The organism is Bradyrhizobium sp. SRL28 (assembly GCF_018596315.1).
In the GTDB taxonomy this organism is placed as follows: Bacteria; Pseudomonadota; Alphaproteobacteria; order Rhizobiales; family Xanthobacteraceae; genus Bradyrhizobium.
This window is the reverse complement of the sequence record NZ_JAHEAG010000005.1, coordinates 23,098-36,134: the sequence shown is the minus strand read 5'-3', so window position 1 is coordinate 36,134 and position 13,037 is coordinate 23,098. Positions and strand designations below refer to the sequence as shown.

Below are 13,037 nucleotides of genomic sequence, written 5' to 3'. Positions count from 1 at the left end.
CGTCAGCGTTTTCCGATGGCGGTTTTGAGAAGTCCGAGGCTGCGGCTGTAGAGCGAAGTCGCCGCGGCGTAGTCCATCTGGTTGGCCGAAACCCTCAGCATCTGCTCTTCCAGATTGACCGCATTGCCGGCCGGCTTGGTCAAAAAGCCGTTCTTGCCGCCGTCTCCCCTGAAGCTTGGTGCGCCGCCGGAAACGCCGATATGGGTCGATGCGGTGCGCATCATGGCAAGCGAGCCCATCCCGCCGCCGACGTTCGCGCCCTTGTTGTCGAATTTCGGCTCGACCAAGTCGTTCGGTCTGAAATTCGGGGTGTTGGCGTTGGACACGTTTTCGGCGAGCACGCGCTGGCGTTCCTGGTGCCACTGCATCTTGGTGCGCAGCGCCGACAGGATCGGAAGGTCGTTGATGGCCATCGCGAGCGGCTCCCCGTTAACCTCTGGCAGGCGCCGCGAGGTAGGCAGAATTTGCCCGGTGTATGGTTAACGGCCGGTTAAAATTGGATTCTGCCGCCGCCGACATCAGCCATTGCCCGCTGACTGCGACAAAACGAGCGCATTTTCGCCACGAAAACTGCGTTAACCAGCAGCAGCCGACGCGGCTTGGGGCGCACAGAAGTCGTTTTGGCTCAAGCGATTCTTGGTCTATTAATTAACCGGGCGGCGGCGTTCGCCGCGGGGAATTAAGGAATAAGGCTGATCTCGGGCGTGATTCGCCGTCTGCGGATCGCTTCGGAGCATGGTCAGGATGGCGGGAACCGTGTTCCCGGGGAACATGCTCGGACAGCAAGACCTAAGACCGCACTTGTCGAATCCAGCATCAAGAGAACGGCCCGTGGCCGGGGACTAAAGAATGCAGACACTGACATTCCTCTTCGCATTCATCGCCGTTCTGGCGCTGATCGGCGTGGCCGCATGGCTGGTTCGCCGTTTCGCCAACAACCGCCTCGGCGCCAACACCCAGCGCGGACGGATGCCGCGGCTCGCCGTCATCGACGCCGCCGCCGTGGACGGCCGCCGGCGCCTCGTGCTGGTACGGCGCGACAATGTCGAGCATCTGCTCATGATCGGCGGCCCGAGCGACATCGTGGTCGAACCCAACATCGTGCGCGCAATGCCCAACCGCGATCAAATGGCGCCGCGCCCGGCGGTCGGCGAGCAGCCGCCGCGCATCGCGCCGCTGCCCGACGCCGCCTGGAACGACGAGGCGGCAAGATCCGATTCGCGATCGACCGACACCTTCGATCATCCCGAACCGCAAATGCCGGAGCCGCCGCCGCGCCCCGCACGGCCAGCCTTCGCCGACGAAATCCGCCGCCCTGCGCCACCGCCGATGCCGGAACGTCGCAGCGATCCATTGACGGGCTTTACGCCGGAATCGATCAGCGGTCGCCCCGAACCGGCCCCCCCGCGCCTGCCCCGCAACGAACCGCTGATGCCACGGCCGCAGCGCGAGTTGCCCAAACCGCCAGCCCGTGAGGCGCCGCCGGTACGCGACGTACTGCCTGTCCGTGAGGCATCGCCAGCCCGGGAGGCACCGCCAATCCGTGAGGCGCAGCCTGTCCGCGACACTCCGGCCGCTCGTGAGACGCCGGCCCGAGCGCCTGAACGCGCCGCGGCGCCGCCGCCTCCGTCCCCTCCGGCCCCCGCGCCGTCGAGTGCCGACCAGAACCTGGCTGAAATGGCGCAGCGCCTGGAAGCCGCCCTGCGCCGGCCGGCCGAGCCGGTGGCGCCGCCGGTTGCGCCGGAAACGCCGCCCGCCCGTAACTCCCGCAGCGAGCCTCCCGCTCCCACACCCGCTCCGCAGAAGAGCGGCTTCGAAAATCTCGAAGACGAAATGGCGTCCTTGCTGGGCCGTCCGAAGAATCCTTCGTGAGGCCGCCGGCTTCTCCGCGTAGAGTTTTATTTTTCTTAATCCTGACCGCCGCCGGATCGCTCGCCGATCCGGCGATGGCGCAGGATATCAGCATCAATCTCGGCCAGGGCAGCGGCGGGGTCACCGAGCGTGCGATCCAGTTGATCGCGCTGTTGACGGTGCTGTCGATCGCGCCGTCGATCCTGATCATGATGACGTCGTTCACGCGGATCGTCGTCGTATTGTCGCTGCTGCGCACCGCATTGGGCACCGCGACCGCCCCGCCCAACTCGGTGATCATTGCGCTCGCGATGTTCCTGACCGCGTTCGTGATGGGCCCCGTCCTGCAGAGATCCTATGACGACGGCATCAAACCCCTCGTCGCCAACCAGATCGGGGTCGAGGAAGCGCTGCAAAAGGCTTCGGTGCCGCTGCGCGGCTTCATGCAGAAGAACGTTCGTGAAAAGGATCTGAAGCTGTTCGTCGATCTCTCCGGCGAGCCGCCGCCGGCAACGCCGGAAGACCTGTCGCTGCGGATCCTGGTCCCAGCCTTCATGATCTCCGAACTGAAACGCGCCTTCGAGATCGGTTTCCTGCTGTTCCTCCCCTTCCTGATCATCGATCTCGTCGTCGCATCGGTCCTGATGTCGATGGGTATGATGATGCTGCCACCGGTCGTGGTGTCGCTCCCGTTCAAGTTGATCTTTTTCGTGCTGGTCGACGGCTGGTCGCTGGTGGCGGGGAGCCTGGTGCAGAGCTACGGCGGCAGCTAGCGGCCGGTTCCCGCAGGCTCCACGGCCAAATAGGTCAATATTAGTTACGTATTTGCCGAGGAGTTTCCGAGCGAATTTAAGGTCAGATTAGTTCCTTCGTGCACAACAATGGATGCCAGGGAACAGATTTTCGCAGCAAGCGCATTACCGGGTCAAACAATGGCAGGCCAGCCGATCGGCGATATGGACGCCGAATACGCCACGACGATTGCCGACCGGGCAATGCGGTTGATGGCGCAGCAGTCCGTTCCTGCCACCCCGACCAATTTCGCCGTCTGGTTCGAATATGCCCTTGGCAGTTCGCTGGCGCTGCGAAAGACCATCGACATCCTGATCGCCGGCAAGCGCAAATTCGACCCGGCGATCAACCACGAACTCTACATTACCTATGTGACGCCGCAGTCCAGCCCCGACCCGCTCGGTGACCTTCCCGAGCAATTAAGCGGCCTGATCGCCACCGCCCAGCAATTCCTCAACACGGCCGTCACCGACAACCAGACCCACATCAAGGCGCTCGACCAGGTATCTTCCGAAGCCGCTGTCACCGGCGATCCCCGGACAATCATTTCGAAGCTGGTTGACGAATTGTCAAAGGCAACGGCGCGAGCCGCAACGCTGGAGGCAAATTTCGCCGCCACCTCGGAGGAACTGGACAGCATCCGCGACTCGCTGAAAGCGGCTGAGCAACGCTCCAACACCGATGCGCTGACCGGGCTCGCCAACCGGCACTCGATGGATGAATTCCTCCGCCTCGCCCAGATCGCGGCGATGGAAAAGGACGAGGCGCTCAGCGTCTTCCTGATCGACATCGATCACTTCAAGAAATTCAACGATGATTACGGCCATCAGGTCGGCGACCAGGTGCTTCGCCTTGTGGCCAAGGTCCTGCAGGAAGGTGTTCGCGAAGTCGATCTCGCAGCCCGCTACGGCGGCGAGGAATTGATCGCGGTGCTTCCGGGAGCCGATCTCGAGGATTGCACGTCGGTCGCCGAGCGTATTCGCCGCCGCATTGCCGAGGCGAAGCTGACCCGCCGCGCAACCGGCAAGGAAATCGGCAGCATCACGGTTTCGATCGGGGTGGCGCAATTCCGCCTTGCCGAATCGGCGGACGCCATGATCGAGCGCTGCGACCGCGGGCTTTATCAAGCCAAGCGGCTCGGCCGCAACCGCACGGTGACGGAAACCGAACTCGAGCCCGAGGCCGGCGCGGCCTAGGACTTCATCTGTTCTGTTCGAATCAGAATTCCGCCTTCACTTTTGCAGTTTGCGGAATTGCCCGGATTCGTACGGAAGAAAAAGCCGCAATCCGGCTCCGGCACGGAACAAATGCCGCAATCCCGGCTTATCGCAGACGTCCCACAGCCGGGAGTATTCCATGAAAATCGCAGGGATGATTATGGCCGCCACCGCGGCCCTCAGCATCGCCAGTACGTCGGTTCTTGCCCAGCAGGCGCGGACCGGAATGGTGACGAGAATAGACCGGATCAGCGGCACTATCACGATCAAGGATATGCCTGATGGGACCACGGGCGCGAACACAGGCGCGGCGACTGAAGAATTCAAGATTCAGGATGGCGCGCGGCTGAACGCCCTGCACGCGGGCGACAGGGTCACCTTCGCCGTGAGCGAAACGGCGGGGACCAAGACCATCACGAAGATCGACAAGGCTGACGCCGTCACGAAGATCGACAAGAAGTGAGGCGCTACCGAAGCGACGTCAACCTCGTGATCGCTTCGATCAGAGAATAGCAAGGCCCGGACTCCCAAAGCAAATGACGTTTCCTCGAAATGTCATTTGCTTCGGGAGTCCGGGCTTTGTCATCGGAGCTGCCCATCCGGAACAGGGAGCCGCCCGGCGTTAAATGCACATCAAGGCAATCCGGCCGGGCTTGCCTTGATACTCCGCAAACGCCCGCTCGAACATTCCCAGGAAAGTCAGGCGCTAGCGCGGCGCCCGCTCCAGCGAAGCGCGAATTTCAGCGGCCGCCTCGTCGCAATACTCATTCAGTTTCTGGAATTGTTGCTGCAACGCCCGAAGTTTTACGGCGCGCTTCGCCGGCCCTTCCCGGTCAATATTGAATCTGTCGGCGGGCGATGGACGGGACGCCGCAGCCTCCACGAGGGCCAGCATCGCTTGCATCGATGTGTCGTGACCGTTGGTGGAAGACATTTCTGTACGCCTTACAAATTGGAATTCGGCCGGGATTCGATCCGGTGGAATTTCCGTGTGGTCACGCGTTGGCGTTGTGAGTTTGCACCGTGCAGTATGTTGCTTGGATGCCCGGGCAGGGTCGATTTGGTGGCAAAAAATGGATGCTTGCGGCGAATGAGCGGCACGACCTCGTAGTCTTACGGACTTTCTGTCCACGATTAGGATGCAATCGGCAGCCACCATTGTTGGATTGAGTCGTTTGAGTCGTTTTGTTGTTTCAGCGATAGTTGATATGCCCGTCCATCCTTCAGATACCGGTCTGCCGCCGCGCTGCGAGATCTGCGGCGTAAGCACGGCCCGGATCGGAAAGCTGCCCCGGATCGGACTGCGCCCCCTCGTCTACGTTTACAAGTGCGACGCCTGCAACCAGATCACGTCGGTCGAGCCGGAGCGGCAGGACAGCCCCACCATCAGCCCCACCACCACCCCGCCGATGCCGAAGTCGCGCATCAAGAAGACCACGGACAGGATCTCCCGCCGACAGCCGCACTGATCGCCGGTCACAGCACCGGCCCAGGGATGGCGGCTTCAGAGCGCGTCTTTCCAGTTCGGAAAACGCCGCGATTGCGTCCGGACCGGGTTTCTTCCTGGCCATGCCGCATGTAAAGCTTCGGCCAAACTTCCCATAAAGAAGAGGCAGGGGCATGTCCGAGAACTTCATTAACGAACTGCGCAACGCGCTTGACAAGGGCGCGGTGCTATCAGGCGGCGATATCGACGCGCGCTATCATCACGATCTCGCCGGCAATCCGGTGCCGAAACCGCGCGCGGTCGTCCGGCCGAGAACGACGGAGGATGTCTCCGCGTTGCTGCGGCTCTGTCATCGCGAAGGTGTCCCCGTTACGACGCAGGGCGGCATGACCGGGCTGGTGCGCGGCGCGTTGCCGAATGCGAACGAAATCGTGCTGTCGATGGAGCGCATGAACAGCGTTGAAGAGGTCGATACCTCCGCCGGCGTCGCGATCGCGCAGGCCGGCACACCACTGCAAAAGCTCCAGGAGCGGGTCGAGCAGGACGGCCTGATGTTTCCGCTCGACCTCGGCGCACGCGGCAGCTGCACCATCGGTGGCAATATCTCGACCAATGCCGGCGGCAACCGCGTCATCCGTTACGGCATGACGCGCGACCTGATCCTCGGCCTCGAAGTCGTCACGGCCGACGGCACCGTGCTCAAGGGCCTGCGCAAATATATCAAGAACAACACCGGCATCGACCTGAAGCAGCTGTATATCGGCACCGAAGGTATTCTGGGCGTGGTGACGCGCGCCGCACTCCGCGTGTTTCCGGCGCCGGCGGAACGCCAGGTGGCGCTGTGCGCGCTCCCTTCGTTCGGGCAGGTCATGACCTTGCTCAAGCTGGCGCGAAAATCGCTCGGCGGCGAGCTGACCGCGTTCGAAGCGATGTGGAACGCCTACTACCGCCAGACCGTCGAACGTGTGAAGGGCGTGGTGGGCCCGCTGCCGACCCATCATCCGTTCTATGTGCTGCTGGAGGCCTCCGGAAGCGACGCTGAACGCATTCGGGACGGCCTCGAGAAAATGCTGGAGGCGGCGATGGGCGATGACGTGATACTCGACGCCACGCTTTCTACCTCGAACGCGTCCGTGGCTGCGATGTGGCGCATCCGCGATTCCAGCGTCGAACTCGGTCGCAGCTTTCCATTCACGGCACGGATGGGGTTCGATGTCAGTGTGGCCATCGACAGGATGGAGGAATATGCCGATACGCTTGATGCACGCGTCAAAGCGATCGATCCGCAAGCCTTCACCATCGTGATGGGACACGTCGGCGACGGCAATTTGCATCCCAGCGTGTATCATGAACATACGCCCGAGAAGCACGATGAGTTCGAGAAGCTGGTCTACGACCTCACGGGCGAATTCGGCGGCTCGATCTCGGCCGAACACGGTATCGGCATCTCGAGGCGGCCTTACCTGAAAATGAGTCGCACCGAAGAGGAAATCGAAACCATGCGCGCGCTGAAGCGCGCGCTGGACCCGAAGAACATCTTGAACCCGGGGCGGATCTTCACGGTGTGAAGACGTCCAGGGCGATCAAGCCGGGCCAGGCGCTCGCAACTGCCCCCTCACTCCTTGAAATTATACTGCTTGCAGAGATGGTCACCGATCTGGACCAGCATGGCGACGCATTCGGGATAGCCCGGTTTGGCGATCGTGGCGTCGTCGGCTTCGGCGCGGAATTCCCAGCTATCGCCATCAGGGATCACCGAGATGACGATGCCGTCGGGGCAATTGGCGTGAACCTTCAATTCGGCCCGTGCCATCTCGATGAGTTCGGCTTCGGTTTTGGCGGGCTTGCTCATCGTGACGGTGTCCTCCGGCAGGTTGTTTTCCCGCAGGTTGCCGCTTTGACACGCATCTGTCGAGGGTGACGGAACGACGCGCCATCTCGTCGCGCTCGATGGCCCCATTCCGTCCGCCGTCACGATTGACAAATCCGGGATCGCAAGCACACATAGTCGACGGGTGGATACGACCCGCTGCTTGCGCCCCTCCCGGGGTATGGCGAATGTATCAAGCCGAGCTTTGAGGCTTTCCTCATGCCCCGAGCGAACGGGTCAGCAACGCAAGCCCCTGACGTATCTCCGTTCGTCGATGCAGAGGATCGTCCATGCGCGATTTCCGCGACGCAAAAGCTATGGCGCAAACACTACGTGAAGCGCTGAACGCCAAGTCCGTTTCCCTCACCCACAGCGAGTCCCTGGAGCTGATTGCCAAAATTCTGGGCTGTCGGGACTGGAACGCGCTGGCTGCAAGAATTCAGTCCAGCAACGGTCAGACCAGCTCCCCCGCAGCATCGCCGCCGGCCGGCAACAGCCCACCTGACCAAGCTGCGCGGCAGAAGGTCGCCGTAGATACGGCAATTCTCGACGACTATGCCGGTTTCTACCAGCTCGGCGACAACGCCGTCTTTACCGTGACGCGCGAGGCGGATCATTTGCTCACCCATCTGACCGGGCAACGGCACGTCGCATTTTATGCGCAGAGCCCAACCGAATTCTTCACTGACGTCGTCGACGCACAGATCACTTTCGTCCGGGACGAGCGCGGGCTGCCGACATCCGTGATCCTGCATCAGGGTGGCGGGAGTCATCCGATGCAACGCATCGACGCGGCAACGGCGCAGCAGATTGCAAGCCGGACGGAAGAGAAGGTGAAAAGCCAGTCCGCCAGCCCGGGGACCGAGACGGCCCTTCGTCGCCTGATTGACGGCCTCATCAGCGGCCAGCCCAATTACGACGAAATGAGTGCGGCGCTCGCCGAAGCTACCCGCCAGCAATTGCCAAACCTGCAACCTGGCCTTGCTGAACTGCGCGCCGTCGAGTCCATCAGATTTCTCGGTGTGGCCCCCCAAGGCGAAGATGTCTACACCGTCAGGCACGAAAACGGCGCTTCGCATTGGCGGATTGCGCTGGACGCGAAAGGAATGATTGTAACCGCCTGGGTGACGCCGGGACCGTGACTGGACACGTGGCCGCTGTTTTGCGGCCGCTCTCGAGGCGATCGCAGCGCGGCGCGTTATTGCGCCGCGCTTGCCGACCTCGTTTCGGCAATCACCCGCAGCGAAACAGTGTTGTCCGTATCCGGCTCCGAGCCGGTCGCGCTCGGGTCGGCCAGCGATGACGGTGACTTCTGAACGTGCTTGGTGAATATCCTGATGACGCGGCCTTTGACGACAGGCACCCGGTCGAACATATCCGATGCAATGCCTTCGACGGCATCCCGCAACGCCAGGAATTGCGCCTGCCTGGCCATGCTTTCCGTTCCTTTGGTGCCGGCCAGTTCGTCCATCGCGGCATCGCTGATCTGACACTCGACCGTATCGGCGGCGTTCAGCATGGTGAACCTGAACGCCAGGCGTTCGTTGTCGTGTCCAATAATTCGGTCGCGGGTCAGCGGCATCGGACGGCCAGTTTTGGACGGCTAGCTAGAGACGGTAACAGGCAGCGCCAAGGCGACGCTGACGTCCTGCGTAATGCGTCAACTGGTCAAAAATTGGCCGAACCTGCGGCCAAATCCGCTACTTCGCCGGCTTCTTCAAATCGATCCGCCGGATGCCTGAAATCGCGGGCAAGGCACCGGTATGGACCGGCTCGGCCCCGGACATTTCCGGCGACAGCGGCGCGCGGGCGGTCGCATCCGGGAAGCGGATCTTCATTTCGCGGATGAAGCCGTCGAGCGTGTCGACGCTGGCGGCCATCTTGGCGATCAGGGCGAATTCGGTGCTGTTGGAGGCGGCCGGCTTGCTCGCGGTCTCGAAAGCGGACCGGTCGGCCTCGCCGGTCATCAGCGGCGCATATTTCTCGCGGAAACGGGCCAGGCCGATCGCGTCCCCGGCCAGCGCATAGCCGACCACGGCGCGGATCACGTCACTCTTCTCGGCGGCGTTCAGCGGTTTGAAATCCCGCCAGCGGTCGGCGTAGTACAATTCGATCTGTTCGGAAGCCTCCCGCCACTGCCGCGACGCCCAATAGATGTCGGAGCGCAACCGGATCGCTTCGCGGCCGGTGATGTTGGAGATGATATCAAGCGCGAGGTCATGGCGACCGATGTCGCTCTGGGCCCGTGCCTCAAGGAGCAGCCGCTGCTGCCGCAGTTCGCCGGAGAGATCGGCGATCCGGGTCAAGCGCAGCGCCGCGATCGCCCGGTCCGGCTTGCGGTTGGTGAGGTAGACCATGGCAAGGCGCGCCGCCACCTGCGCGCGCGCGGCTCCCTCCAGCCGCTTGTCGACCTGGTACTGCAGCAGTTCGGCGGCCTGGTCGAGCAGGTCGACGGTAGCCAGCCGGTCAGCGAGGCGCCGGATCATCTCGTCGCCGCGCCGGCCGATCGGCGTCAATTCGCGAAACTCGTAGAACATGGCGAGCGCGTCGACGGGCTTCATGTCGTCGCCCTTCGAGCCGAGATAGATCTCCGCGAACAAGGCGGACGCCGCATCCTGGCCCTGTCGCGACAATTCGGAATTGGGCTGCAGCTTCGTCGCGGTCTTGGCGGCGGTGAGCGAATCGGCATAGCGGCCGTTCTTGGAGTAGATCTCGGCCAGCTTGTTCAACGTCCTCAACTCGATCGCGTCGCCGCGCCAGATCACGGACAACGCCTCCAGTTCGGCCATGAACTCGGCCTGCCCGAGTTCGCCGCGCCTGTGCCGCAGCAGGGCTTCCAGCAGCCTCGCCTCGGCCGACGCCTGGCGATCGCTCGACTGCGCCGCGTACCTGTAGGCGTCGAGCGCGTCCTTGTCGTGCCCCAGCGCTTCGGCCAGCCGCCCGCGCAGCACCGCGATCTCGGGCTTCATCTCGTTGGGAATGCCGATCACCTCGAGTTCGCTGCGCCGCCGCGAAGCCCCGGCATAATCCTTTACCTCGAGGGAGGCCCGCATCGCATCCGTGGTGACGATGCGCTGCAATTCCAGCGGCAGCGCGGCAATCGAGAATTCGGCATTCTTGAACTTTTCACGCGCGTCCGCCCATTTTTCCTGACGGGCGAACGCAAATCCTTTCCACAATTGGGAATCGTAGCCGTTGCCGATCGCAGGACTTGCAAGATCCTTCAGCGCCCGCTCGGGATGGCCGATCAGGATGCTGGCGACCGCATGCACCATCAGCACGGTGGCATCTTCGTTGCCCTGGTCGGTCTCGGAGAGGATGAGGTTGGTCATCCCCCTCGCCTCCTGATACATCCCGCGCGACATGTAGAAATTGGCAAGCTCGAGGCGGGCCTGCGCCTTTTGCTCAGGCCCCGCGGCGGCCGCGGCCTTGTTCAACGCATCCAGTTTGGCGAAAAACTTCTCTTCCCGGTTCTTGCGCCAATCGTTGCCATCGAACAGCGGCCTCACCGCCGCGGTGGCGCGTTCGGCCGCGACGTCGGCGGACGACAGCGTCAATCCGCCGGGCCGTCCAAGCATCACCTTGTCGGCGCCGACCTCAGCGTTGATATCGTCGGAGTTCGGATGCGCGACTATGCCGTGCACGGATTCCAGCAGCGATAGCTCGACGAAATCCTGCCGCTTGATGAGGCCGCGGGTCGGCGGCGGCGCGGTGACGACCAACAGCGTATCGCCGGCGTCGGGATCGACCAGCCGGTGCATCGCACCGGGATTGGCCAGCGGCACGGTGACATTGGCGAGCGCGGGATCGGCAATGTTCCGCAGCACCATCAGTGGCAGTGGCGACGCCTGGCCGCGGTCGGCAAAGGTCAGCGTCCACTCGGCGCCGTTGGCGCGGCCTTCGCTTTCGAGCGAAGGGATCTGCGGCCGGTTGAGGCGAAGGCGGATGGCCTGACCCTTTTCCAGCGGCAGCCGGCTGACATCGCCGATGATGGCGCCGCCCTTGGCGCGGATCGGTTCGACATCGATCGGTTTGGTGTGGTCGAACACCAGCCACACCGTATCGGCGCGGCGGAACAGCGCAGCCGGGGTCGGCGTGGCAAAGGAGAACTTCACGCGCAGGCCGTCGCTGTCACGCCTCGCCTCGACGGTGGCGGTCTTGTCCCTGGCGCTGCTTTCCGGCGGCGGACTGGATGCCGCCGGCGCGGCCCCCTTCGACGGCTCCGTGCGAGGCGGAGCCTGCGTGGGCGCCACGGCCTTCGGCGCTTCCACAGCGGCGGCCTGGACCTGTTCGGCAGGCTGCGTCACTTTCGCGGCATCCGCCGGCGGCGATGTCTTTTCAGGTGCAGCCGCCATCTTCTCGGCCGCGGGAGCCGCATTGTCCTTGGCCGGCGTCGCTTTTTCGAGGGCAGGCGTTGCGGCCTCGGCCACGGCCGGTGCTTCGGTCACCTGGGCGGGCTTGATCTCGATCCTGGCCTGTTCGGCAATCATCTCCGAAGTAACCGGCGGAATCTCCGCCGGCAGTTGCGGTGGCGGCGTTTCCTTCAGGGCCTTGTCGCGCGAAACCCGCGAGGCAGGGCCCGGTCTGGCCGGCACGGCCGGCTTGGCCGCGGCTTGCGGCTCGGGCAAAGCGGGCTTTTCCGCCTGCTGGAAGGCGACATCGATCACATAGTTCTTTTCCTCGCGGAAGGAATGCACGTCGACCTCGCCGATCAGCACGATGTCGACTGCGGAAGAGTCGACGTCGGCCCGCTGGTTGATCGAGGCGATGTTCGGCGGCGCCGCCACCTTCGCATCCGCCAGGTCGAAATTGAGCACGCTGTTGAACTGCAGCGTCAGCTTCTGATCGTTCAGCACCGACGACACGTTGACGCCGTCGGGCATCTCGAACACGAAGCGGACGAAGGTCGGCTGCACCGAGGCACGGACCCGTACCGGCGGCCGCTTCTTCGCAGCGTTGACCGCCATCTGCGCGCGCAGCGCCCGTTCGGCGGCCCGCGCCCGCCCCGCCAGTTCGCGAATGACTTCGGCAGGAAGCGAGGGCGGCGGACCGGTCCAGCTATCCGGCAGGAAGTCGATGAAGATCCGCTCCCCCGCCGTCATGGTGTTGACGGTGGCCCGCCGCGCCAGCGACAGCCGGATCGCCGTACCGTCGGGATCGCGCCGCGCCGAGCCGACATAATCGGGAACGGCGTCCGACAATTTGTCGACGGGAATATCCACCGGGCGCTTGAAGTGGATGATGATGATCGAACCCGCGGTCGAAACGTCGGATTCGACGTCCTCCGCCAGCTTCAGCACCAGCCGGGCAAAACCACCTGCGGCCGTAAAGGTCGCCTCGCCCCGGACCGGATCGTCGGCGCGGCACGCTTGCGAAAACGTCAGACTGGCAAATAGCAGAGCAAGGGCAAGGGTCTGGCCGAGGTTGTGAAGGCAACGCCTCACCGCCCGCGCCAATGCGCGGCCCGGCGACCCAATTCCAGCGGCAGCCCTTCGCCCCATCCAGAAGATCTCGTGCCTCAATGAATTCAGCGGCGAAGCGCCCTCGCCTGTACGTTGAATCTTGGATTGGCCGGCTTAAGGCTTTGTTAACGTCAACTTATTGATTTCGTTGAAGGGGCAGATCGACGCCCAGGCGACGCATTACACGTCGCAGGATGGGTCGGAATCCGACCCCTTTTCGTGATCATCCGGCACGCGCCGGTTCGCGGGCTGCGGTTATTGTCACAGCGCAGCCCCGCTCTTTGATCTAGATCATTAATCTCACGACGGGATGGAACCAACATCAGCCATCCCGTCTTAGGGAAATAATGGACCCGGGACGCGGGGCCGGCAGTCAATCAAGCAATGCGCCCCGGGTC

At 63.3% G+C, this 13,037-nt stretch carries 12 protein-coding genes; 7 read left to right on the top strand and 5 right to left on the bottom strand.

The window, feature by feature from the left end; genetic code table 11:
- Window positions 1-2: 2 nt before the first annotated feature.
- Entirely contained in the window at window positions 3-413 is a 411-nt protein-coding gene (flgB, locus tag KIP88_RS13825) for a flagellar basal body rod protein FlgB (RefSeq protein ID WP_214488472.1), read from the bottom strand.
- 436 nt (window positions 414-849) lie between these two features.
- Here flgB and KIP88_RS13820 point away from each other — a divergent pair, with 436 nt between their 5' ends.
- From KIP88_RS13820 to KIP88_RS13805, 4 genes are all read left to right on the top strand, one after another.
- On the top strand, window positions 850-1,872 hold the full coding sequence (locus tag KIP88_RS13820) for a flagellar biosynthetic protein FliO (protein WP_214488471.1): 1,023 nt from the start codon (window positions 850-852) through the stop codon (window positions 1,870-1,872).
- A complete protein-coding gene (gene fliP, locus KIP88_RS13815) occupies window positions 1,869-2,624 on the top strand; it encodes a flagellar type III secretion system pore protein FliP (protein WP_214488470.1) in 756 nt (251 codons plus the stop codon). Before KIP88_RS13820 ends, fliP begins: the two co-directional genes overlap by 4 nt.
- Before the next feature lie 231 nt (window positions 2,625-2,855).
- Complete coding sequence (locus tag KIP88_RS13810) at window positions 2,856-3,839, top strand: GGDEF domain-containing protein (protein WP_214488803.1); 984 nt, start codon at window positions 2,856-2,858, stop codon at window positions 3,837-3,839.
- 160 nt (window positions 3,840-3,999) lie between these two features.
- Window positions 4,000-4,323 (top strand): copper-binding protein, encoded by a 324-nt coding sequence (locus KIP88_RS13805; RefSeq protein ID WP_214488469.1) that lies wholly within the window; start codon window positions 4,000-4,002, stop codon window positions 4,321-4,323.
- Between the two features lie 243 nt (window positions 4,324-4,566).
- Here KIP88_RS13805 and KIP88_RS13800 read toward each other — a convergent pair whose 3' ends face one another.
- On the bottom strand, window positions 4,567-4,764 hold the full coding sequence (locus KIP88_RS13800; protein WP_214488468.1) for a hypothetical protein: 198 nt from the start codon (window positions 4,762-4,764) through the stop codon (window positions 4,567-4,569).
- Window positions 4,765-5,068: 304 nt separating this feature from the next.
- On the opposite strand from KIP88_RS13800, the gene KIP88_RS13795 reads away from it, so the two are divergent.
- Together KIP88_RS13795 and KIP88_RS13790 are read left to right on the top strand one after the other, a co-directional pair.
- Window positions 5,069-5,329: a hypothetical protein gene (locus KIP88_RS13795; RefSeq protein WP_214488467.1), complete on the top strand. Its 261-nt coding sequence runs from the start codon at window positions 5,069-5,071 to the stop codon at window positions 5,327-5,329.
- A 151-nt stretch (window positions 5,330-5,480) separates the two neighbouring features.
- A complete protein-coding gene (locus tag KIP88_RS13790) occupies window positions 5,481-6,875 on the top strand; it encodes an FAD-binding oxidoreductase (protein ID WP_214488466.1) in 1,395 nt (464 codons plus the stop codon).
- A 47-nt stretch (window positions 6,876-6,922) separates the two neighbouring features.
- On the opposite strand, the gene KIP88_RS13785 is transcribed toward KIP88_RS13790, so the two are convergent.
- On the bottom strand, window positions 6,923-7,159 hold the full coding sequence (locus tag KIP88_RS13785; RefSeq protein WP_214488465.1) for a hypothetical protein: 237 nt from the start codon (window positions 7,157-7,159) through the stop codon (window positions 6,923-6,925).
- A gap of 308 nt (window positions 7,160-7,467) precedes the next feature.
- Here KIP88_RS13785 and KIP88_RS13780 point away from each other — a divergent pair, with 308 nt between their 5' ends.
- Entirely contained in the window at window positions 7,468-8,319 is an 852-nt protein-coding gene (locus KIP88_RS13780; RefSeq protein ID WP_214488464.1) for a glyoxalase superfamily protein, read from the top strand.
- A gap of 56 nt (window positions 8,320-8,375) precedes the next feature.
- On the opposite strand, the gene KIP88_RS13775 is transcribed toward KIP88_RS13780, so the two are convergent.
- Entirely contained in the window at window positions 8,376-8,759 is a 384-nt protein-coding gene (locus KIP88_RS13775; RefSeq protein WP_214488463.1) for a DUF1488 family protein, read from the bottom strand.
- A 118-nt stretch (window positions 8,760-8,877) separates the two neighbouring features.
- The gene (locus KIP88_RS13770) at window positions 8,878-12,678 is read right to left on the bottom strand and encodes a lipopolysaccharide assembly protein LapB (protein ID WP_214488462.1); all 3,801 of its coding nucleotides are present in this window, start codon (window positions 12,676-12,678) and stop codon (window positions 8,878-8,880) included.
- Window positions 12,679-13,037: the final 359 nt, after the last annotated feature.

What these genes read in the sequence shown, in the direction of transcription:
- flgB (WP_214488472.1), bottom strand. Translation starts at nt 413, where the DNA reads ATGGCCATCAACGACCTTCCGATCCTGTCGGCGCTGCGCACCAAGATG.
- KIP88_RS13800 (WP_214488468.1), bottom strand. Translation starts at nt 4,764, where the DNA reads ATGCAAGCGATGCTGGCCCTCGTGGAGGCTGCGGCGTCCCGTCCATCG.
- KIP88_RS13785 (WP_214488465.1), bottom strand. Translation starts at nt 7,159, where the DNA reads ATGAGCAAGCCCGCCAAAACCGAAGCCGAACTCATCGAGATGGCACGG.
- KIP88_RS13795 (WP_214488467.1), top strand. Translation starts at nt 5,069, where the DNA reads ATGCCCGTCCATCCTTCAGATACCGGTCTGCCGCCGCGCTGCGAGATC.
- KIP88_RS13790 (WP_214488466.1), top strand. Translation starts at nt 5,481, where the DNA reads ATGTCCGAGAACTTCATTAACGAACTGCGCAACGCGCTTGACAAGGGC.
- KIP88_RS13775 (WP_214488463.1), bottom strand. Translation starts at nt 8,759, where the DNA reads ATGCCGCTGACCCGCGACCGAATTATTGGACACGACAACGAACGCCTG.
- KIP88_RS13810 (WP_214488803.1), top strand. Translation starts at nt 2,856, where the DNA reads ATGGCGCAGCAGTCCGTTCCTGCCACCCCGACCAATTTCGCCGTCTGG.
- KIP88_RS13805 (WP_214488469.1), top strand. Translation starts at nt 4,000, where the DNA reads ATGAAAATCGCAGGGATGATTATGGCCGCCACCGCGGCCCTCAGCATC.
- KIP88_RS13820 (WP_214488471.1), top strand. Translation starts at nt 850, where the DNA reads ATGCAGACACTGACATTCCTCTTCGCATTCATCGCCGTTCTGGCGCTG.
- KIP88_RS13780 (WP_214488464.1), top strand. Translation starts at nt 7,468, where the DNA reads ATGCGCGATTTCCGCGACGCAAAAGCTATGGCGCAAACACTACGTGAA.
- KIP88_RS13770 (WP_214488462.1), bottom strand. Translation starts at nt 12,678, where the DNA reads ATGGGGCGAAGGGCTGCCGCTGGAATTGGGTCGCCGGGCCGCGCATTG.